Source organism: Pontibacillus salipaludis (genome assembly GCF_014642405.1).
Lineage (GTDB): Bacteria > Bacillota > Bacilli > Bacillales > BH030062 > Pontibacillus > Pontibacillus salipaludis.
This window is the reverse complement of record NZ_BMIN01000001.1, coordinates 403726-424657: the sequence shown is the minus strand read 5'-3', so window position 1 is coordinate 424657 and position 20932 is coordinate 403726. Positions and strand designations below refer to the sequence as shown.

At 40.8% G+C, this 20932-nt stretch carries 20 protein-coding genes; 12 read left to right on the top strand and 8 right to left on the bottom strand.

The window, feature by feature from the left end; all coding sequences use genetic code 11:
• Positions 1–424: 424 nt before the first annotated feature.
• From IEW76_RS02215 to IEW76_RS02200, 4 genes are all read right to left on the bottom strand, one after another.
• Positions 425–1294, bottom strand: coding sequence for an SDR family oxidoreductase (locus IEW76_RS02215; protein ID WP_188650464.1), 870 nt, complete (start codon positions 1292–1294; stop codon positions 425–427).
• A gap of 222 nt (positions 1295–1516) precedes the next feature.
• A complete protein-coding gene (gene ymaG, locus IEW76_RS02210; RefSeq protein ID WP_373285921.1) occupies positions 1517–1834 on the bottom strand; it encodes an inner spore coat protein YmaG in 318 nt (105 codons plus the stop codon).
• A 971-nt stretch (positions 1835–2805) separates the two neighbouring features.
• A complete protein-coding gene (locus tag IEW76_RS02205; protein WP_188650509.1) occupies positions 2806–4227 on the bottom strand; it encodes an NADP-dependent glyceraldehyde-3-phosphate dehydrogenase in 1422 nt (473 codons plus the stop codon).
• 308 nt (positions 4228–4535) lie between these two features.
• On the bottom strand, positions 4536–5282 hold the full coding sequence (locus IEW76_RS02200; protein ID WP_188650463.1) for a glycerophosphodiester phosphodiesterase: 747 nt from the start codon (positions 5280–5282) through the stop codon (positions 4536–4538).
• A gap of 152 nt (positions 5283–5434) precedes the next feature.
• On the opposite strand from IEW76_RS02200, the gene IEW76_RS02195 reads away from it, so the two are divergent.
• A complete protein-coding gene (locus tag IEW76_RS02195; RefSeq protein ID WP_188650460.1) occupies positions 5435–7054 on the top strand; it encodes a M20/M25/M40 family metallo-hydrolase in 1620 nt (539 codons plus the stop codon).
• A gap of 98 nt (positions 7055–7152) precedes the next feature.
• Here IEW76_RS02195 and IEW76_RS02190 read toward each other — a convergent pair whose 3' ends face one another.
• A complete protein-coding gene (locus IEW76_RS02190) occupies positions 7153–8691 on the bottom strand; it encodes an AbgT family transporter (protein WP_188650458.1) in 1539 nt (512 codons plus the stop codon).
• A gap of 493 nt (positions 8692–9184) precedes the next feature.
• Between IEW76_RS02190 and IEW76_RS02185 the strand changes: the two genes are divergently transcribed.
• From IEW76_RS02185 to IEW76_RS02175, 3 genes are all read left to right on the top strand, one after another.
• The gene (locus tag IEW76_RS02185; RefSeq protein WP_188650456.1) at positions 9185–10147 is read left to right on the top strand and encodes an MBL fold metallo-hydrolase; all 963 of its coding nucleotides are present in this window, start codon (positions 9185–9187) and stop codon (positions 10145–10147) included.
• 9 nt (positions 10148–10156) lie between these two features.
• Positions 10157–10948: an SDR family NAD(P)-dependent oxidoreductase gene (locus IEW76_RS02180; protein WP_188650454.1), complete on the top strand. Its 792-nt coding sequence runs from the start codon at positions 10157–10159 to the stop codon at positions 10946–10948.
• Positions 10949–11420: 472 nt separating this feature from the next.
• Entirely contained in the window at positions 11421–12683 is a 1263-nt protein-coding gene (locus IEW76_RS02175) for a Y-family DNA polymerase (protein ID WP_188650507.1), read from the top strand.
• A gap of 162 nt (positions 12684–12845) precedes the next feature.
• Here IEW76_RS02175 and IEW76_RS02170 read toward each other — a convergent pair whose 3' ends face one another.
• On the bottom strand, positions 12846–13091 hold the full coding sequence (locus tag IEW76_RS02170; protein ID WP_188650452.1) for an HPr family phosphocarrier protein: 246 nt from the start codon (positions 13089–13091) through the stop codon (positions 12846–12848).
• Positions 13092–13305: 214 nt separating this feature from the next.
• Here IEW76_RS02170 and IEW76_RS02165 point away from each other — a divergent pair, with 214 nt between their 5' ends.
• Both IEW76_RS02165 and IEW76_RS02160 read left to right on the top strand, forming a co-directional pair.
• Positions 13306–13644, top strand: a complete 339-nt coding sequence (locus IEW76_RS02165) for an iron-sulfur cluster biosynthesis family protein (RefSeq protein ID WP_188650450.1) — start codon at positions 13306–13308, stop codon at positions 13642–13644.
• On the top strand, positions 13637–13870 hold the full coding sequence (locus IEW76_RS02160) for a YqkE family protein (RefSeq protein ID WP_229721085.1): 234 nt from the start codon (positions 13637–13639) through the stop codon (positions 13868–13870). Before IEW76_RS02165 ends, IEW76_RS02160 begins: the two co-directional genes overlap by 8 nt.
• A gap of 169 nt (positions 13871–14039) precedes the next feature.
• On the opposite strand, the gene IEW76_RS20930 is transcribed toward IEW76_RS02160, so the two are convergent.
• Positions 14040–14156 (bottom strand): putative holin-like toxin, encoded by a 117-nt coding sequence (locus IEW76_RS20930; protein WP_255687396.1) that lies wholly within the window; start codon positions 14154–14156, stop codon positions 14040–14042.
• 688 nt (positions 14157–14844) lie between these two features.
• Here IEW76_RS20930 and IEW76_RS02155 point away from each other — a divergent pair.
• Positions 14845–16296 (top strand): aldehyde dehydrogenase family protein, encoded by a 1452-nt coding sequence (locus tag IEW76_RS02155; protein ID WP_188650446.1) that lies wholly within the window; start codon positions 14845–14847, stop codon positions 16294–16296.
• A gap of 102 nt (positions 16297–16398) precedes the next feature.
• Here IEW76_RS02155 and IEW76_RS02150 read toward each other — a convergent pair whose 3' ends face one another.
• The gene (locus IEW76_RS02150) at positions 16399–17319 is read right to left on the bottom strand and encodes an aldo/keto reductase (protein ID WP_188650444.1); all 921 of its coding nucleotides are present in this window, start codon (positions 17317–17319) and stop codon (positions 16399–16401) included.
• 137 nt (positions 17320–17456) lie between these two features.
• On the opposite strand from IEW76_RS02150, the gene IEW76_RS02145 reads away from it, so the two are divergent.
• From IEW76_RS02145 to IEW76_RS02125, 5 genes are all read left to right on the top strand, one after another.
• Positions 17457–18005 (top strand): NUDIX domain-containing protein, encoded by a 549-nt coding sequence (locus tag IEW76_RS02145; RefSeq protein ID WP_188650442.1) that lies wholly within the window; start codon positions 17457–17459, stop codon positions 18003–18005.
• Positions 18005–19159 (top strand): endonuclease Q family protein, encoded by a 1155-nt coding sequence (locus tag IEW76_RS02140; protein ID WP_188650440.1) that lies wholly within the window; start codon positions 18005–18007, stop codon positions 19157–19159. Before IEW76_RS02145 ends, IEW76_RS02140 begins: the two co-directional genes overlap by 1 nt.
• Before the next feature lie 90 nt (positions 19160–19249).
• Entirely contained in the window at positions 19250–19891 is a 642-nt protein-coding gene (gene spoIIM / locus IEW76_RS02135) for a stage II sporulation protein M (RefSeq protein ID WP_188650438.1), read from the top strand.
• A gap of 109 nt (positions 19892–20000) precedes the next feature.
• Positions 20001–20453, top strand: coding sequence for a ferric iron uptake transcriptional regulator (fur, locus tag IEW76_RS02130; RefSeq protein WP_188650436.1), 453 nt, complete (start codon positions 20001–20003; stop codon positions 20451–20453).
• A gap of 263 nt (positions 20454–20716) precedes the next feature.
• Entirely contained in the window at positions 20717–20932 is a 216-nt protein-coding gene (locus IEW76_RS02125) for a YqzK family protein (protein WP_036779586.1), read from the top strand.

Here is a 20932-nt window from a genome sequence, read left to right as displayed (position 1 = left end):
CTAGGGCTTCGTAGTTTATCTCATCGATATAAATTTCTACGTCAAACTTAGGGAAACCGCCGAGTACGGGTCCGTACGCTCGGTGGTGTGAGAGGACGGAGGTTAGTCACCTCCTCCTACTCGATTAAAAGTGCAGGCGTGGTGCCTAGCACCGTACGGATAAGACAGCTTTTTGGAAAAAAGATGACTTATCTCGCTAGGTCCTCCACGCCGGAACTAGATAGGCTCCTCATCTCGCGGGAGTCTCGCAGTCCCAAAGCCTGCCCTGACGTTAATTAGGTGAACGGACCTGCTTATATGGATTATATGAAAATCAACATTAAACATTAACAGGACCTATTTTAAAGTAACGAGGCTTAGACCCTGTCGTTTCAAAAAAAAGCAGCTCTTCCTGGAAGGGAAGGGCTGCTTTTTTTTGAAACGGTCAGCTAGATGTATATAAGCCGCCATTAATATGAATGAATTGACCTGTCATATAAGAAGAGTCATCAGAAGCAAGAAGCACATAGCTTCCGACATGTTCAACTGGTTGTCCAGGTCGTCCCATTAGGGTGTTTGTTCCAAACTGATCTACTTCTTCCTCAGGGAAGGTTGCAGGAATAAGAGGAGTCCAGATAGGTCCTGGTGCTACACCGTTTACTCGGATACCGCGGTTTACAAGTTGTTGGGCCATAGATCGAGTAAAGGCGACCACTGCACCTTTTGTAGCTGTGTAATCGACTAGTTCAGCGTTTCCTGTATAAGGGTTGATGGAAGCTGTATTGATAATGGCGCTCCCTTGTTTTAAGTGTGGAAGTGCTGCTTTCACCATATGGAACATAGAGAAAATATTTGTCTTAAAGGTACTTTCTATTTGTTCTACTGAAATATCTTCGATTGCGTCTTTCGGGTGTTGTTCTGCTGCATTATTCACTAACACATCTAGTTTCCCAAATGTCTCTACTGTTTTCGCTACAATATCACGGCATGTTGCATCGTCGCCAACATCACCTGGTAGAAGTAAAGCTTGAACGCCTTCTGCTTCTACCTTCTTCTTGGTTTCTTCTGCATCTTCGTGTTCATCTAAGTAAGAAATTGCAACATGAGCGCCTTCTTTAGCGTAGCCAATGGCTACAGAACGACCGATGCCGCTGTCTCCTCCTGTGATTAACGTTACTTTTCCTTTAAGTTTATTCCCGCTCTTATAGTCTTCGTCAGCTTGAAGAGGGGAAGGGTTCATTTGGGTTTCGTATCCTGGTTGACGTTCTTGTTCTTGTTTAGTTGGTCCATCTTGCATTAAGTCATCACGATTCATCTAGAGTCCTCCTTATTATGGCGCAAAACTATTTTTAGGTTCGGAGGTACTATTCCACTTGTAACCAGTTTGAAACTTTGATAGCGGTATCATTTTTTGTTTATGAGAATCATGATTTATTCCCCTTACCCATATGTATGAAAAATGAGGACAAAATCATAACTGATTTTGTCCTCATGTCAAATTTAATTCTAACTTACATAGGGTTAGGAGATGAGTATATTAGTAACCTCCATATCCTCCGTAACCATATCCTCCATAATAAGGGTAGGGGCCAGGGCCATATCCGTATCCGTAGTATGGTGGGTAATACGGATAAGGAGGGCGCCCGTATGGTGCTAGAAGAGCGCTACCTACAAGTCCCCCTACAAGTCCGCCTACAAATGGCCCTCCGAAAAACGGACGTCCAAACCCAAAAGGACGCCCGAATCCTCCAAAAGGACGTCTTCCAACAAAAATTCGTTCATCTGCTCTATATACATTATGGTCCTCATAGTGAGGGTTTGTGGAATAAGAATATTCGTTGTAATGCATAATCATTTCCTCCTCCTTTATCTTTTCCTGTTATGATATGCCGTTTTAACCCTATGTGGGTCTTTGTTCTAGGAGGAAATGTGAAAATAGGCGTTTGCCTTGTGTTATTCTTAATTCATTATGGATTGGGGGGTGAAAGAGGTGAAGGACTTTCATTGTTGCGCAACATGTGTTCACTTCAGGATCCTTAAAGAAAATGGGAAATCGAGGCGATTCTGTGAACGGTTGGGCTATGAAACTGACCCAAGGTGGAAGTTTGATTGTTGGACACCAAAAGAACACGTGGTTGATTTGATGAAGAAGGAACAAAATATGCGGAAGACTTGAAGCTGAGACACTCTTATGTGTAAATAGGGCCGTTGAGTGTTTGGGGTATCTGAGGAACGACTCGCTTTCCGAAGGCGCCCTCACACGACGTGGGGTCGTGCGATGTTTTCACAGGAGGTGACGGTTTTAGTCGAACTTCCTCTTTCTCTCGCAGGAGTCTCCCCGTTCCCCAGACCCCCCTGACTATAGTTTTACGAACGGCCCTGCATCTTATGGGCGATGAAAGTTGCAGGATTTTCGCATATGGCATGTTTCCGTTGCACCATATATGGCTGAGGTGGTTCGGGAAATTGCGAGACTCCTGCGGCAGTAAGAGCCAATCTAGTTCCGGCGTGGAGGACCTAGCGAGACAAGTCATCTTTTTTACAAAGGCTATTCGCCCTTTTCCAAAAAGCTGTCTTGTCCGTACGGTCCTAGGCACCACGCCTGCACTTTTAAACTAGGGGAGACCCTGGAAAGCGCGTAGCGATTGAGAAGGCTCCCCAGCTCGCCGCGGAAAGCGAGTGATTTCCCAAACCACCTCCCACTCTAATAACGCAAACGGAAACACTGTTATAAAGAATAACAACATTAAACTTTAACAGAGCCGAAATATAAAAAAATCTCAGAGTGTAGATACACTCTGAGATTTTTTAGCGTTGATTCGCTTATTACATATTGATAACAGTAACTTTATCACGTACCACAGAAAGGAGGCTTTCGCGTATTCCTTGTACACCAAGACCAGATGCTTTTACACCTAAGAATGGGAAGTGGTCCGGTCCGCGAGATGTTTTGCCGTTCAGTTGAACAGTACCAACCTCTAATTTGTCGGCGATGCTCATGGCATTGTCGATATTCTTCGTGAAGATACTCGCTTGTAAACCGTATTCAGATTCGTTCGCAATCTGAATGGCTTCAGACTGACTCGATACACGGATGATTGGAAGAACAGGTCCGAATGGCTCTTCCCAAGCTACGCGCATGTCTGTTGTTACATTGTCTAGAAGAGTAGGGTGAAGAAGGTTTCCTTCACGCGTATCGCCTGAAACAACCTTAGCTCCTTGATCTTTTGCGTCATCAATCAGACTTTGGACATAATCTGCGCTCTTGTTATCGATTAATGGAGTTACATCTTTATTATCTTCTGGCATACCAACAGAAAGGCTCTTCACTTTATGAGCTATACGGTCCACAAGTTCATCTGCAACTTCATCTTGAACTAAGACGCGTTTGATGGCTGTACAACGTTGACCGGAGTAGCTATAAGCACCAGCTACAATCTCTTTTGCTGCTTTATCTAGGTCTGCATCTTCAAGAACAATTGCTGGGTCCTTACCACCAAGTTCAAGAACAAGAGGAACCATTGAAGATAGTTGAGCAATATGACGACCTGTACTAGTTCCACCTGTGAAGGAGATCATGTCCACTTTAGGGTGTTGAACTAGGAAGTCACCAATTACAGATCCACGACCTGTTGCGACTGTGACAAGTTCTTTTGGAAGGCCAGCATCGATTAAAGCTTCAACCATTTTAATGCCACTAATAGCACCTTGAGTAGCCGGTTTGAAGACTACACTGTTTCCTTGAACTAGAGCTGGTGCAATCTTTGAGGCAGAAAGGTTTACTGGGTAGTTAAATGGTCCAATTGCTAAGATTGTTCCAAGAGGAGCTTTCTCAGCTAAACCTACTTTAGAGCGGGAACCGCCTTTAAATCCGTCTCCGCGTTTTACTTCGCCGTTTAAGCGATAAGCATCTTCTACTGTATGACGAATGTAATCAACTGTACGCTCTACTTCAGATACAGAAGACTTTTTGTTCTTCGCTACTTCTTTCATAATTGCGGTGCCGATTTCTTCTTTACGTTCCTCCAGAAGATCTGCCCACTTGTTTAAAATTTCTCCACGTTCTTGTACTGAACGCTCTGCCCAAGCGATTTGAGCCTTAGAGGTAGTTTCAATTGAAGTATTTAGCTCTTCTTGAGATAAGGAAGGTACGCTTCCGACTAATTCTTTATTAGAAGGAGAATAGATATCAACAGTTGCGTTTGATTCGCTTACATTCCATTCTCCATTTAGTAATGTTTTGATCATTTCATTTGTAGTTGTACTCACTTGTAAAACTCCTTTATGGTTCAGTGTTTACTTCAGGTAGATAAAAAATTTAATAATTCTTTATTAAGATGCTTCACTGTATGTTATTTTATAATTGATTAAGGAATATTGCAAAACATAAACACTGATATATCAATGAAAGTGCTTTCCTAAACGGATTTATTAGTAAAATATGTAACATCATTCTAATAAATGTATTGTATGCGTTTTCTGTATGTTTTATTAAATATTTAAAATAATTAACAAGATTAAACCATATAAAAATAAGTGAGCTAAGCGCTCACTTATTATCGTTTGTGTTTATGTAAATATAATTCTCTATATTCAATGGCAGAATGGGGAACATCTGTAAAAATGCCATCCAACATAAGTTTGTAGGCACGCATTAACCTCGAGGGGCGATTGACCGTATAGGTTCTAACTGGGAGATGGAGGCGCTTTGCTTCTTTCATTAATCCTTTACTTAAAGCGTTATAGTTTATGTGTAGCGCGTTGGCTTTTGTTTGTTCAATAAGACTTTTAAGATCTTTCGGTCGTCTGCTCGTTAAACAAGCACATTCAATCTCTTTTGATAATCGTTTGAAACGTTTAATGCTATTAGGGTTAAAACTCGAAATAATAGTTCTTTCTGCAACACCGTAATGTTTTATAAGCTCAAGTACGTTATCCTCAATATCTTTATAATCAATAATGTTGTTTTTTAATTCAATATTTAGAGAAAGTGATGTACTTGAGACCCACTCTAGAAACTCTTCTAATCCGAGAAGCCTTTCTCCTGCGTATTTTTCACTAAACCACTTTCCGGCATCTAGCTTCTTTAATTCTTCGAATGTGTAATCTTTTACATATCCAGTACCGTTAGTTGTTCGATGAAGTGTTTCGTCGTGGATTAAGATGGGTACCTGGTCCTTTGTTAATTGGACATCCGTCTCAATCCCATCTGCACCCATCTTTTGAGCTAAGGTAAATGCGGCCATTGTATTTTCTGGGGCCAATTTACTTGCACCTCTGTGAGCAAATATGAAAGTTTGCACAGTAGCACCTCCTGAATTAGAGTCCATATTGATTGTGTTCCATCTAATTGTAAAAGTCAATTTAGTTTCTGTGAAAGAATGTATTATGATAAGATTGCGTAAATATCTGAATAGTGAATAAATATTTACCCAAGTAGGGGAGGAGTGGGATCATGTCAGATTGGAAATCAAAGCAGCAGCTTGTCGATCTACTCTGTCAATTAGTTGAGTATCCAAGTATTACTGGAAGTGAAGCAGAAATAGCCCTCGCTGAGCATATCCACCAGCGTTTTATGGAAAAACCTTATTTCAAAGAACACCCAAGTCATGTAAAGCTCCATCCTTTACCAGACGGTCGGGAATTAGTGACGGCACTTGTGAAACAAGACAACACACAAGATACAGTCATTTTACTAAGCCATTTTGATGTTGTTGGTGTAGATGATTTCGGATCTAAAAAACCTTTAGCTTTCTATCCACGCGGTTTAACGGAAGAATATGAGCGAATGCAGGATGAGCTCCCAGAAGCTATTCAACAAGATATAAAGAATGGTGAATGGCTTTTTGGTCGGGGGATCATGGATATGAAAGCCGGGCTTACTCTGCATATGTCAATGCTTGAACGTGCAATGGAGGGAGAGTTTAAAGGGAACGTACTCCTTTTAACCGTTCCGGATGAGGAGGTTAACTCATTAGGAATGCTTCAGGCGTTACCAGCACTTCAAGAAATTCAGAAACAAGAGAATTTGAATTATAAAGCATGTTTGAATGGAGAGCCAATGTTTAGTCAGTATCCTGGTGACCCACGTCAATATGTGTATTCAGGGTCTATTGGAAAGCTCCTTCCTGGCTTCTTGTGTTATGGAAAGGAGACACATGTTGGAGAGCCCTTCGCAGGATTAAACGCAAACTTAATGGTGAGTTACCTCGCTCAAGAATTGGAATTAAATGAAGCTTTTATTGAAACAGTAGGTGAGGAAACAACTCCCCCTCCTATATCTTTAATGCAACGGGATTTAAAAGATGAATATTCTGTTCAGACTCCTCAAGCAGCCGTGGCCATGTACAATGTTCTTTACTTAAAGCAGTCGACCAAAGACATCCATAATAAGTTACTAGAAGCCGCCCATCGGGCAAGTAGTCAAACAAGTGAGCATTTTAACTCTAAAGCACGAGCCTTCTTAAAAGAGAAACCAGGGATTCATATACCAGAAAGACCTGTTCGAGTTTTTACGTATGAAGAATTATATGATGAGGCGGTGCAGCGTTTTGGGGAAGAAGAAGTAGAGAGAAGAAGGAACCTCCTTATTAGTCAAAGAGATAAAGGGGATCGGGAGTTTTCAACTTTATTAGTTCAAGAACTAGCTTCATTATGTAAGGATCTAGCACCCATGATTGTCTTGTTTTATAGCCCTCCGTTTTACCCATCTGTGTCTTCAAAAGAAGATAAGTATATCAAAGATACTCTTCAGCATGTTAAGGATTACACAGAAGCCAAATTTAAAATAAAGTTAGAAGAAGTAGAGTTCTTTCCTGGATTATCGGACCTTAGCTTTATAGGGCCTCCAACTTCTGAGACTAAATTAAATACACTTCTCGAAAATATGCCTTTACATGGTAATGGGTTCGAATTATCAAATGAACGGCTATCGATGTTAAGGATGCCCATTTTAAATGTAGGTCCAAGAGGGAAGGATCCTCATCAGTGGTCTGAGCGATTGGAGCTATCCTACAGCTTTGAACAATTACCAGAGATTATATCTGAAACTATTCATACTTTATTGAAATCATAATTTAGTTAGTTTAAAGGATCGATAATGAATCTACTCTTTCTATTGCATTTTCCATATAAAAAAGTCCAGCTCAATTTATTGAGCTGAACTTTTGTGTTTTATTTCCACATTTCTCCGTCAAAGTAAATGCCTGTGTCTGGTCCGATTGGAATACCAACAACAACCCAAATAATAAGCATGATTAGCCAAGCAATAAAGAATGCGATGGAGTATGGGAGCATTGTAGAAATTAGTGTTCCAATACCTACGCGTTTGTCATACTTTTGAGCAAAGGCAATTACAATTGCAAAATATGTCATAAGTGGTGAAATAACGTTTGTTGTTGAATCCGCAATACGGTAAATCAGGGTCGTGAATTCTGGGCTATATCCGATACGCATCATAATAGGTACGAATACAGGTGCCATAATGGCCCATTTTGCTGATGCACTTCCCATAACAAGGTTAATGAGAGAAGCAACAATAATAAATAGGATTACAACGCGGAAATCATTAATGCCTGTGCTGTCTAAAAATTCGGCACCTTTAATGGCTAAGATGCGTCCAAGGTTTGTTTTTGCAAAGAATCCAACAAACTGAGCAGCGAAGAAGGATAGAACTATGAATGATCCCATCGTTTCCATTGTTTCGTTTAACTGATTTGCTACATCTTTGTCGTTTTTAATATTCTTCGTAACAATTCCGTATACAAGGCCAGGGATAAAGAAAGCCAAGAAGATGCTTGGAACAAGGTTGAAGAAGAATGGTGACATCAGAACATCTTCGTTATTTCGAAGCGGGGACCACTCAAATGCAATCAGTAAAGATAACAAGCCTAACGTAACAAGAAGAGATAGGAATGAAAGAATAAGACCTTTTTTCTCTGCTTTTGTTAAGTAATTGATTTCTTCTTCGACTTCCCCTTGGTAATTGCCAAGGCGAGGTTCAACAAATCGGTTTGTTACCCATGTGCCGACTATTGTTAACAGAACTACAGAAGCTAACATGAAGAAGTAGTTCATTGTGTATTGAATTTGACCAGCGTACTCAGGGAAAGCAGAGTTTTTAACAGCTTCAATTGTTAAGTCAGCAAGTAAAGGATCTAGAGCTGTTAACGATAAGTTCGCACTGAAACCTGCTGAAACACCGGCGAATGCTGCTGCTAGTCCTGCTAATGGGTGGCGTCCTAGACCTGCATATAAGACAGCCCCTAAAGGAACAAGAACAACGTAACCAGCATCAGCTGCCATACTAGACATAATACCAGCAAATACTAGTGCAGCTGTAATCATGGAGCTTGGTACAGATGTAACAAGGCCGCGAAGCATAGCGCTAATCAAGCCGGAACGTTCTGCAACGCCAATACCAAGCATCGTTACAAGAACTGTTCCCAGTGGTGCGAAGCCTGTGAAGTTCGTTACAAAGTTCTCAAATATATACTTAATTCCCTCTGAAGACATTAAGTTGAAGACAGTAACGGTTTCACCTTTAATAGGGTCTTCTACCGTCACGCCAATGGCTGCCATAATTCCTGAGACTACAATAATTAGTCCTGCTAATATAGCAAAAAGTGTTGCTGGGTGGGGAAGTTTATTCCCGACGCGCTCGATGACATCGAGGGCCTTAGTTACCCAACCGCGTTTTTGAGTATCCTCCATAGTTGGATCTCCCTTTCTTTTTCTTGTGATTTTTCAAACAATTTATTTTATCGTTTTGAGTACTAAAGAAGTATAGAAAAACTTATGCCTGATTTAAAGGGATATTGTAAAATGCGCAATTTGTCGAATATTGATAAAAATCAAAAAACAACCGATCCCATTTTTATGTAAGACACACTTTCCGCTCCATATGTACACAAGGAGGTAAACCCGCTTATTCTTTATCGCATCAACGCATTGGTGTGGTAGCGAAAAGTCGTGAGTAGTGAGACATGATTTTTCTTTTCCTTATCGCACTGGTGTGGACAGGGGGACGTGGAGAATCAGGTAGTTAAAAGGAAAATATTTTTTTCATTTTTTTCTGTTGGCTGTTTTATTGTTTCAAAAAGAAGAGGTGTTCATTCCCTTTTTCCTCCAAGTTCATGACAAATTTGGGTGAAAAGGGTACAATAGAAGAAAAACTGAATGAACATTCAGTGTGTGGGGGTTCTTTATGGTTCAAACAACAGATAAGATTTATCAGCTCTCAATTCCAACGCCTTTCGCAGTAGGTGATGTTCATACGTATTTATTAAAAGGAGAAATGCTAACTTTAATTGATGCGGGGGTCAAAACAGAAGAAGCCTGGAACGCGTTAGAGTCACAATTGGGTTCTCTTGGCTACAGTCCAAAAGATATCAAGCAAATTGTTCTGACGCATCATCACCCTGATCATATCGGGTTAGTTGATCGTTTTGACCATTTGGAAGGGGTTTACGGGCATGAAGATAACAGGAATTGGCTTGAAAGAGATGAAGCATTTCTTTCTCGTTTTCAAACCTTTTTCCATACGCTATATAAACAGTTTGGTGTAGATCAATCTTATGAAGCGTTCTTTAAGCATTTGCAAGATCCACTTAAGTATGTAGCGAAGGGGACCTTAACTCAGTCTCTTCAAGAAGGTGATCATATACCAGGACATTCAGATTGGGTTTGTCTTGAAACACCAGGTCATGCAGAGAGTCACTTGTCGTTTTACCGGTCTGCTGACCAATCTATGATGTCCGGAGATCACTTGCTATATCACATCTCCTCTAACCCTTTGTTAGAGCCACCTCGAGAGCCAAGGGAAGAAAGACCTCGACCGCTTGTCACGTATCAAAAGACACTTGAAAGGTGTCTACATATGGATATTGGAGAAGTGTATCCTGGTCATGGTCCAATTTTTGCTCATCCGAAGGAGCTTATTAAAGAACGTTTAAATAAGCAACAGTACCGTTCCAATAAGGTCTATCACATGCTAGAAGGAGGGCCTCTTACTCCATTTCAAGTGTGTAAACAGTTATTTCCAAAGCATATTAAGAAACAGTTTGGTTTAACCATGTCTGAAACAGTAGGGCAACTTGATATCCTGGAAGAAGAAGGTCGTGTTCGTGTACACTTAGAAGATGGAATCTATTATTATGAAGCAAAATAGGTGATACATGTGACAAACACGCTAAACAGCAAGACAGTTATTATTACTGGCGCCTCAAGTGGAATAGGTGAACGTATAGCTTGGCATGTGGCTAAGCAGGGAGGAGTTCCTATATTACTAGCGCGCCGGGGAGAACGATTGAAGCAAATTGTCGAACAAATAGAAAAGGATACAGGTGTTATAGGGTATGCGTATCCATGTGATTTATCTGACCGGGCAGACATTAATAGAGCATTTCATGCGATTAAAGAAGCGGTAGGAGATGTAGATGCTTTAATTAACAATGCTGGCTTTGGTATTTTTGAATCTGTAGAGGCGACAGAACTTGATCAGTACGAATCAATGTTTCAAGTCAATGTACTTGGTCTGATTCAATGCGTAAAAGCAATCCTTCCTTCTTTCATTGCTCGGGGAGGTCACATTATAAATATCGCTTCCCAAGCCGGAAAGATGTCTACTCCTAAAGCATCAGGCTATGCAGCCTCAAAGCATGCGGTATTAGGATTTACGAACGCTTTACGGTTGGAAGTGAAGTCTAAAGGGGTTTATGTAACAGGAGTAAACCTCGGCCCTGTGCGAACAAACTTCTTCGACCAAGCAGACCCTGAAGGAAACTATCAGAAATCTGTAGAACGATTTATGTTAGACCCTGACACCGTAGCGCACAAAGTAGTTAAGCACTTATTTACCTCTAAACGAGAGATCAACCTTCCCTCTTGGATGGAAGCTGGATCTAAGCTATACCAACTCATGCCCGGCCTTACAGAGAAACTCATGCGTAAACAATTTGAGAAGAAATAAAATCCTCACATATGTGAGGGTTTTTTTTATTGAGTGAACTTGTTTCTATGGGTTAATCAAGAAAACGGCGGGATTGTTGAAGAGGAGAATGGTTCCGTTCGCTTTAATTGAGTCTAAGGTGGTTCGGGAAATTACTCGCTTTCCGCGGCGAGCTGGGGAGCCTCCTGCGGGAGAAAGAGGTCGACGAGACCCCGGACTGAACGCAGTGAAGGAGGAGGCTCGGCAGCTCGCCCGCGGAAAGCGAGTCGTTCCCCAGACACCCGAACTCTCAACGTGGTTAACGGCCCTATCCATATTAAAATACCTCAGCTTCAAGTTTTCCATATAAGGTGACTTATAGGGAAAAAGAGGGAATGTCGAAAAAAGGAAAACATCACCACTTGAAAAAGAGAACAAACATTCGCATAATAAGAGTAACAGATAACGCGAACAAACATTCAATTTCATGGTAGGAGGACCTCGTATGAATGCGATGATTGATTATCAATCGTTTCCAAATCGTAGTATTTTGTGTGTGGATATGAAGAGTTTCTATGCCAGTTGTGCGGCTATAATGAAAGGCTTAGATCCAATGAAGGTACATCTGGCGGTGGTGGCAGATTTGAAACGGCCGGGAAGTGTAGTGCTTGCGGCTTCTCCAGCTCTAAAAAAAGACTTTGGTATTAAAACAGGAAGTCGGTTATTTGAAATTCCAGATGATCCAAGAATCCACTTAGTCTCTGCTCAGATGAGGCTTTATTTGCATATCTCTACAGAAATCACACGACTTTTTAATCGATATGTGCCAAAGGAAGCTATTCATACGTACAGTGTGGACGAAAGTTTTCTCGACGTAACGGGAACGGAGCGGTTATGGGGGGATGCAAAAGCAGTAGCTCAAATGATTCGAAAAGAGTTGTTCGAAACCTTCCACCTTCAGTGTGCGATCGGTATTGGCCCAAACATGCTTCTTTCAAAGCTATGTCTGGATTTGGAAGCGAAGAAAACGGGAGTAGCTCACTGGGGGTATGAAGATGTAAAGAAAAAGTTGTGGCCTGTCTCCCCTTTAAGTGAAATGTGGGGAATTGGATCTCGGATGGAGAAGCGACTCAATCGATTAGGGATTACAACTGTCGGGCAGCTTGCTACCTTTCCTCTAGAGCAACTTGAGAAGCGATTTGGTGTAATGGGAAACCAACTTTATTATCACGCCAATGGGGTAGATCTCTCTGAGCTTGGTGCACCGATTATGCAAGGGCAGATCAGCTTCGGGAAAAGTCAAATTCTCATGAGAGATTACCCGGATCCGAAAGAAGTGCGTTACGTAATCCTAGAAATGTGTGAAGAAGTAGCAAAGCGGGCGCGTGCTTACCGTAAAGCTGGTCGAACAATTAGTCTTGGACTTGGATATAGTAAAGATGAAGGGGGTGGGGGATTTCATCGTTCTAAATCCATTGCCTCTCCCACCAATATTACGACAGAGATGTATGATGTGTGTATGCAGTTGTTTGACGAGTTTTACTCACACCAGACAGTTCGTAAAATTTCCATAAGTCTTTCGAACATTACAGAAGATGAAGCCATGCAGCTTAGTTTATTTGAGCAAGATCGTGATAAAAAGAGGGACCTTGGTTACGTTATGGATGAGATTCGGAACAAATATGGAAACGACGCTCTTTTACGAGCAGTTTCTTACACTAAAGCTGGCACAGCTAAGCATCGCAGTAAGCTTGTAGGAGGCCATTTTGCAGAGTAGGCAAGAGGCTGATGGGGAGTGTTCACTGAAACGTGTAGCCCATTCAATTTATTAAAAGACTCTGTCAAACAAAATGCCCCATTAAAAAAGAAGTGGCCCTATATGGGAGTGCTGATGAATGGCACACCAATAAGGGTCACTTTCGTTTAATCAATTATTTACTTATGCTTCCTTAAACAATTCTTTTTCAATAAGAGATTGTTTAATTGCTTCTTCGTTAGTTCCTTGAACATCGAGTTCAACTGTTTGACCTGGTTGTAAGGATACGGCTAATACCCCAAGAAGACTTTTAGCATCCACTACCCAATGATCTTTTTTTAGTAGCACTGTATCTTCGTACTCACTCATGGTATTCACAAAAAGACTTGCAGACTCTGCAAAGATTGGTTTTTGCACTTGCAATTTCATCTTTATCTCCTCCTGAAATTTTTTCTGTTTTCCTTTATCATAATTATGCGTTTACTATGCTATACCCTTCTTTCGGGAGGAAATATTCGTATTTTGTACAGTACGCACAAAACTTAAATCGAGAATGTAGGCGATTTATACAGAACAATCGAAACTCTTGCTCAACATGTTATGATTTTATAAGATAAAAAAGAGACAAGAGGTGGTATTAAAAATGAAATTAACAATAATGGACGAAGCATTAGAACAATTACGATTATTACAAATAGAAGATCATCCTATCTTACGTCTTTATTATGATATAGAAGGTTGTGGATGCGGAGTAAATGGCGTGCGCATTATGTATTTCACAAATGAAACAACACAACATGATGAAGTGGTAGAGAATGACCAGTACAAAATCGTTATAGACGAACAGCAAAAAACCTTTTTCGAACCAGAGATGAAGCTAGAATGGACAGGGCGTTTGTTCCGCTTAAAGAGTCCAAACCAAATGCTAAATGCCTCGTTATCTTCTAGAGTTATTCAAAAAGGAGTGGAGTTTGTTGAGTAAGAAAAGGCAGAGACAAGAGGAAGAAGGTACATTGAAAGATCTGCTTCAAGATGATCTTGTTAAGCAGCTTCAATCTAAAAAAGCTGATTTGAAGAAACAAGAAGAAGAGCGGAAAGAAGAAGAAAAACAAAAGAGAATTGAGGAACGGAAACAACGTGAAGCAAACAAAAGCTTTGAAGAGTTACTGAACGATAGCAATCTTGATTGGAAAAGTTTTAAAAAGTAACCGGTAAATACGTGTTTTCATTCTGTAAAGATGTGGTATTATAAGAGTAGAAAGCATATAATAAAAACGACCACAGCTGCAACTGTGGTCGTATGATCTACGTTCTCTCTACTTAAGAGGATCGGCCCATATGAATAGACCTCTCCTGCATAAACGTGTGAAGGGAGGTCTATTTTTTATGCTTTAATAACTCTGTCACGATTTTCACAACAAAGCTAAGAAGCGAAAGGACGAACATACCAAACGAAAACATCACCATGATTACTTGATATGCGTCGATAGGCATCACCCCCTTTCGGATAGGGGTTAGCCGACCACCCTTTTCATATAGAGAGACGAGATCTTTCCTAATTATACCATACTTAAGGTGTTTGTCGTTAGTACATAAGAACGCTAGTGGTTTCCTTTGAAGTGGGTCAAAGGAACGAACCCTATCTTTCCAATTGCTGAGGTGACTCTTCTGCATAAGACCTCAGCTGAAAGGGGGGCCGTTACATTTGATGAGTGCTTGGGCTGGCTCGGGGACAACTCGCTTTCCTGCGGGGAGCTGGGAAGCCTCCTCAAACGCTTCGCTCTCTGCGGGGTCTTCCCTAGGCTCCTTGTCCCGCGGGAGTCTCGCAGTCCCCGAGCCAGCCCTGGCTTTAAAGAGGTGAACGGCCCTGCTGTTTGCATTAGGAGGTCTGGTGTCACCTTTTATAGCATGTTTTCGTTCATTCCGATATGGCAAAGGTGGGCCTGGAAACTGCGAGACTCCCGTGGGCAGAAGAGCCTAGGTGAGACCCCGGATCCCGGCTTTGCCGGGAGAGGAGGCTCACCAGCTCCCCACAGGAAAGCGAGTGGTTTCCAGGCCCGCCTTACGCTCAATTAAAGTTAACGAAAACATTCTCTCAAAAGGATGAATAGGCTCAAAATGGTTTTAATTCGAGGGAAAATGGATAAACCAAGAGAGCAGTCTATTTTGAGGAGGCAATACAATGACAGCAACATTTACTCAACAATATATAAATGGAAGATGGAAACAGGGTTCTAGTGAAAAAACCGTACAAAATTATAATCCATATTCAAACGAGTTAATTCAAACGATTCAATCGGCAAATGAAGACGATTTAAATGAGGCATACGACTATGCAGAGAAGGCGCAATCGGGTTGGGCAGCATTAAAGCCTGCGGAGAAGCAAGCTTATTTTGATCGTTTGCTTAAGATTATGAATGATCGAAAAGAAGAAATCGTCGAATGGCTTGTTAAAGAATCTGGGAGTACAAAAATTAAATCACAGGTGGAATTTCAAGCGGCTCTTGCGATTGTGAAGGAAGCCAGCTCTTTTCCAACTCGTATGGAAGGGACAATCCTTCCGTCTAATGTCCCTGGTAAAGACAACTATGTTCACCGTTCTGCAAAAGGAGTAATCGGTGTAATTGGACCATGGAACTTCCCGTTCCACTTAGCGCTTCGCTCTATAGCTCCTGCGATTGCAACGGGGAATACGGTTGTGGTAAAACCAGCTTCTGATACACCCGTTACATCTGGATTATTAATCGCAGATTTGTTCCACGAAGCAGGGTTCCCAGAAGGGGTTATTAATGTATTAGTGGGACGAGGCTCTGAAATTGGCGATGCATTCGTTGAACATTCAACTCCAAAATTAATTTCCTTTACAGGGTCCACTGAAGTAGGTAGTCATATTGGGGAATTAGCAGGTAAACATTTGAAAGACACTGCTTTAGAATTAGGCGGAAATAATGCAATGCTCGTGTTAAAGGATGCTGATATTGACCGGGCTGTTCAAGCGGCTGCATTCGGTAAATTCTTGCATCAAGGGCAAATATGTATGTCACTAAATCGTATCCTTATTCATGAGAGCATATATGATAAGTTTACAGAAGCCTTTAAGAATAAGGTAGAGAGCCTAAAAGCAGGAGACCCTGCTGATGATGATACAGTAGTTGGTCCTGTGATTAACCAGGAAGCTGTGGAGCGCATTCAACAAGATGTCGATGAAAGCGTGAATCAGGGAGCAAGAAAGTTACTAGGAGGTAAGGTAGAAGGTAACCTTATGCATCCAGTGGTGTTGTCTAACGTGACGAACGATATGCCAATTGCTAAGAATGAGATTTTCGGTCCGGTGGCTGCACTGATTAAGGTGAAAGACGAAGAAGAAGCTATCCAAATTGCGAACGATTCACCTTATGGCTTAAGCGGATCAATCTTTACAACTGATCGATATCGAGGGATTGAAGTTGCCAAGCGTATTGAGACGGGGATGATTCATATTAATGATCAATCCGTTAATGATGAAGGTCATGTGGCTTTCGGTGGGGAGAAACAATCTGGAATTGGCCGATTCGGTGGTGAATGGGCTATAGATAAATTTACAACCGTTAAATGGATTAGTGTTCAATCTGAGTACAGGGAATATCCTTTTTAATAAACCAGAATATAAAAAGATAAAGGATTAAGGTACACGCTTACTAACAAAGAAGCTCCTCACAAAATGTGAGGAGCTTCTTGAAATAGAATTGTTTTTTAGTTAGCGGTGTTTCTGGTAAACAATTGGTCGTGTAATCTGTTGAAGTTGCGCATATACATCTTCTGTTAAAGGAGGAGCTTCTAACATAGAAAGGTTTCGCTCTAATTGTTCAGCAGAACTTGCTCCAAACACAGCAGTTGAAACAGTAGGATCTTGTAAGACGTATTGTAAAGCTAAAGCTTGTAATGAGCGTTCTTCAGAAGAATGTCCTAATAAATGCTCGACCATATGTTTCACTTCTTCTTGAGAGTAGGATAAGTAGCCTTCTTGAGCTTTTTCATGAACTTTGTCGAGGCCATTATTACTTAGCATTCCTTTAGCCAAAGGACCTCTAGCCAGTACGCTAATCTGATTTTCGTTTAGTAAATCCAAAATTTCTTCTTCTGGGCGCCGGTCCAATAGGCTGTATTGCATCATAACACTCACAATATTTGAACGCTTAACATATTCACGAATTACGTTCGGTCGGATAGAAGAGATTCCATAATAACGGACGAGCCCTTCTTGGACCAATTCGTCAAATGCGGCTATAGTTTCGTCAATTGGGTCATCAATCGTTCCACCGTGCAACTGGTAAAGGTCAATATAATCTGTACCTAAACGATGTAAGCTATTTTTTATCGCCTCTTTAATGTAGGACTTTGAAGGGTCCCAATACCAATCTTCTTTGTCTCGGTCAAAGTGGTTGCCTCCCTTTGTTCCTAAAATAATTTCATCTCTTCTTCCTTTTAAAGCTTTACCGACGATCTCTTCATTACGACCGAAGTTATATAAGTCTGCCGTATCTAAATAATTAATCCCTGCATCTAGGGCGCGATTGACGATGTCTGTTGCTTTCTTTTCATCTGTTCCTAAAGTCATGCAACCTAATCCGATTTCTGATACCATCAAATTAGAAGAACCTAGTTGTCGTTTATTCAAAATCTATCATCCTTTCTGGCTAAGGTAGTTTCATTTTAAAATGGTTCTTTGGAAGACTCAACTGTTACACCTTTTCCCTAAAATAGGGAAAGTTAAAATAAGCAATACGCTTACAACTCTTGAGAGGAGCTACATTGATGAAAAAATTCGAAGAAAAAACCGTACATACTGAATCAATCTATAAAGGGAAGGTGATTTCTCTTCAAGTAGACGATGTTTCATTGCCCGATGGGAATACATCGAAAAGAGAACTCATTAAACACCCTGGTGCTGTAGCGATTATTCCTATTACCCCAGAGGGGAAAATGGTCCTTGTTGAGCAATATCGGAAAGCGTTGGAGCGGTCAGTGGTAGAGATCCCGGCTGGCAAACTAGAGCCAGGGGAAGATCCTGATGAGACAGCAAAAAGGGAGTTAGAAGAAGAGACGGGATATACTACAGAATCCCTTGAATTTGTTACCTCATTCTCTACATCACCTGGATTTGCAGATGAAATCGTTCATTTATATCTAGCAAAAGATTTGAAGAAAGCAGAGAACAAACTGGATGGAGATGACGATGAATTCGTAGAGTTGATTGAAGCATCATTGCAAGAAGCTGAAGAAATGGAAAGAGAACAGAGAATCTGGGATGCGAAAACAGCTTATGCGCTTCTCTATGTGAAGTTAGAAGGTTTAATGTCGTAATGGGGACGTATTTTGCAGATCTTCATGTTCATATTGGGAGAACGATATACGGAGATCCGGTTAAAATTACTGCATCTGACAAATTAACTCTTACAAATATTGTGGATCATGCTGCTTATCAAAAAGGATTAGACATGGTAGGGGTAATAGACAGTCATGTACCTGATGTACAATCAGAAATCCTTCGTCTTATTAAGGAAGGGAAGGCGGTGGAGCTCTCAGAAGGTGGTATTCGTTATGGTCCTTTAACCCTTCTTTTAGGTTGTGAGGTGGAGGTGTACGATGAGCACTGTCAGGGGCCAATCCATGTTTTATGTTATTTTCCCACCATGGTAGCTATGCAACGCTTCACGGTCTGGCTTAGTGAGCGTGTGACGAACATAACGTTAAGTTCTCAACGAATGTATGGAACTGCAAGAGACCTTCAGAATTATGTAAAAGCAGAAGGGGGGATATTTATTCCGGCACACATTTTTACCCCTTTTAAAAGTTTGTATGGGAAAGGGGTTGTAGAGTCTCTTGAGGAAGTATTTGATCCCCGACTGATTGATGGCGTTGAACTTGGTCTAAGTGCGGATAGCTCGATGGCTGGAGGAATTGAAGAACTTTCTCCGTATTCCTTTTTAACAAATTCAGACGCCCATTCGCTTCCTAAAATCGCTCGAGAGTACCAGAGCATTAAAATGGAAAGATGTACGTTTAATGAGTTGTTGCTCTCCCTTCACGAAAAACACGGGAGAAGAATAGTTGCAAATTATGGGATGAATCCTCTACTTGGCAAATACTACACCACCGTTTGCATTACGTGCTCAGAAGCCCTTGAGAATTGTCACTGTGAGGAAGCGTCTGTAGTAAAAGGTGTGGCGGACCGGATTGATGAGTTGAAGAAGGAGGGGGATCACCCAAGGAAGAGGCCTCCCTATATTCATCAAATTCCACTAGAGTATTTGCCGAAACTCGGGCCAAAAACGTTGGAGAAGTTATTAAAAGCCTTTGGTACAGAAATGAATATTCTCCATCATTGTTCTAAAGATGAGTTAGAAACGATCGTGCCATCCTCACTAGCGTATACAATTGTACAAAACCGTTCAGGGCATGTAGCAGTTGAAGCAGGTGGTGGAGGTACATACGGAAGAATAAAAAAAGAGAGATAGAAAAGTATCTCTCTTACTTGGTCTATATTAAGAGAATCCTTCATAGAATACCTAATAACTAGAACAGATCGCTAGAAATGGGGGATTCTCATGTACGCCAAAGGACACGCTGCCTCTCAACACATTCGTGAAAATGCTAGTATATACGTATTTACTAGCTTGTTATTTTTAATAGGAATCGTTTTTGGAGCTGTCATTGTAAATAGTATGAACGTTATTCAAAAGCAGGATTTGTTTTTTTATCTTGATCAATTCTTTGAACAAATGATGGGCGGGACGGTAAGTGATGCCCAAAGTCTTTTGAAGAGTAGTTTCTTTTACCATCTGAAATACTTGCTACTCATTTTCATTCTTGGTATGTCAGTGATCGGTATGCCGATTATTTGGATCTTGTTATTCATGAAAGGGATTGTGGTAGGGTTTTCGGTGGGTTTTCTTGTTAATCAAATGGGGTGGAAAGGATTGTTCATGGCGGCGGCTTCGATTGCCCCTCAAAACTTGATTATCATTCCTGTTTATATTATGGCAGGTAGCATTGCGATGATTTTTTCTTTTACATTACTTCAAAAACTCATGGCAAAGAAAGGGCATCAGCCGTTATTGCCTCCGTTGATGAGGTACGGTGCAATATTTGTTATTCTGTTTGGGGTGTTAAGTATTGCATCGATTATAGAGTCCTATGTATCGCCTGGTGCGTTGAAAGCTGTAGTAGAATTTATCTATGGATCTTAAGATTTTTAGGTGATAATCATTCTAATTAATAGATTGTAATGAATATAATTTGACACTTTCTCTATATCTGCTTATAATGAAAGATGGATATACGAGGGAGGGACCAGTCATGGAACAACGCATAGAGAAAATTAAAAAACAGCTCCATTCCCAGAGCTATAAGCTAACGCCGCAGCGTGAAGCAACCGTTCGTGTTTTGCTCGAACATGAAGAGGATCATTTAAGTGCAGAAGACGTTTACCTCCTCGTAAAAGAAAAAGCACCTGAAATAGGGCTTGCTACGGTTTATCGTACATTAGAATTATTATCTGAATTAAAGATCGTCGATAAAATCAACTTTGGAGATGGAGTCTCTCGCTACGACTTGCGTAAAGAAGGGGCGGAACATTTTCACCACCATCTTGTTTGTGTGGAATGCGGTGCTGTTGAAGAAATTGAAGAAGACCTGCTTATCGATGTAGAGAAACAGGTTGAAAGTGATTGGGGTTTCCAAGTTAAGGACCACAGACTTACGTTTCACGGTATCTGTAAGAAATGCCAGGTTGTAACAGTAAAATCATAATGTGTGAATGCCTTTTTTCCAATTGGAAGAAAGGTTTTTTATTTGCAATCTCTAAAAGATGATCGTTAACTTTTGGGTCCATCGTCGATTCACCTATTATCGCATATAAAAAACGCCAATCCGTTTATTTCTATTTACAAATGAAAAGAAATCGGTTACTTTTATCTTGTGTTTCTCTTTTTTTTACTAGATTTCTCGTATATTTTACCGAATTTCTGGCATATCTTGTACTAAAGGACATAAGCACTAAAGGAGATGTGCGGATGCGTTTAGTACAACTAATAAAAGATACAATAAAAATCTTTGTGATTTTTACAGCGTGTACTTTATTATTTTATTTTGGTTTACGTATGATGAATGATGAGTACGAACAGATTCATCGTTATGATGAGCCTGAAGGTAAAGCTGTTAAAGTATTTCAATGGGAAGAAGAACAAATTGTAGATCGTTTATCGATCTTTTTCCGGTTAGGGGAGTAA

What these genes read in the sequence shown, in the direction of transcription:
- IEW76_RS02215 (WP_188650464.1), bottom strand. Translation starts at nt 1,294, where the DNA reads ATGAATCGTGATGACTTAATGCAAGATGGACCAACTAAACAAGAACAA.
- IEW76_RS02165 (WP_188650450.1), top strand. Translation starts at nt 13,306, where the DNA reads ATGAAATTAACAATAATGGACGAAGCATTAGAACAATTACGATTATTA.
- IEW76_RS02205 (WP_188650509.1), bottom strand. Translation starts at nt 4,227, where the DNA reads ATGATCAAAACATTACTAAATGGAGAATGGAATGTAAGCGAATCAAAC.
- IEW76_RS02195 (WP_188650460.1), top strand. Translation starts at nt 5,435, where the DNA reads ATGTCAGATTGGAAATCAAAGCAGCAGCTTGTCGATCTACTCTGTCAA.
- IEW76_RS02125 (WP_036779586.1), top strand. Translation starts at nt 20,717, where the DNA reads ATGCGTTTAGTACAACTAATAAAAGATACAATAAAAATCTTTGTGATT.
- IEW76_RS02140 (WP_188650440.1), top strand. Translation starts at nt 18,005, where the DNA reads ATGGGGACGTATTTTGCAGATCTTCATGTTCATATTGGGAGAACGATA.
- fur (WP_188650436.1), top strand. Translation starts at nt 20,001, where the DNA reads ATGGAACAACGCATAGAGAAAATTAAAAAACAGCTCCATTCCCAGAGC.
- IEW76_RS02155 (WP_188650446.1), top strand. Translation starts at nt 14,845, where the DNA reads ATGACAGCAACATTTACTCAACAATATATAAATGGAAGATGGAAACAG.
- IEW76_RS02175 (WP_188650507.1), top strand. Translation starts at nt 11,421, where the DNA reads ATGATTGATTATCAATCGTTTCCAAATCGTAGTATTTTGTGTGTGGAT.
- IEW76_RS02170 (WP_188650452.1), bottom strand. Translation starts at nt 13,091, where the DNA reads ATGAAATTGCAAGTGCAAAAACCAATCTTTGCAGAGTCTGCAAGTCTT.
- IEW76_RS20930 (WP_255687396.1), bottom strand. Translation starts at nt 14,156, where the DNA reads ATGCCTATCGACGCATATCAAGTAATCATGGTGATGTTTTCGTTTGGT.
- IEW76_RS02190 (WP_188650458.1), bottom strand. Translation starts at nt 8,691, where the DNA reads ATGGAGGATACTCAAAAACGCGGTTGGGTAACTAAGGCCCTCGATGTC.
- IEW76_RS02185 (WP_188650456.1), top strand. Translation starts at nt 9,185, where the DNA reads ATGGTTCAAACAACAGATAAGATTTATCAGCTCTCAATTCCAACGCCT.
- ymaG (WP_373285921.1), bottom strand. Translation starts at nt 1,834, where the DNA reads ATGATTATGCATTACAACGAATATTCTTATTCCACAAACCCTCACTAT.
- IEW76_RS02145 (WP_188650442.1), top strand. Translation starts at nt 17,457, where the DNA reads ATGAAAAAATTCGAAGAAAAAACCGTACATACTGAATCAATCTATAAA.
- spoIIM (WP_188650438.1), top strand. Translation starts at nt 19,250, where the DNA reads ATGTACGCCAAAGGACACGCTGCCTCTCAACACATTCGTGAAAATGCT.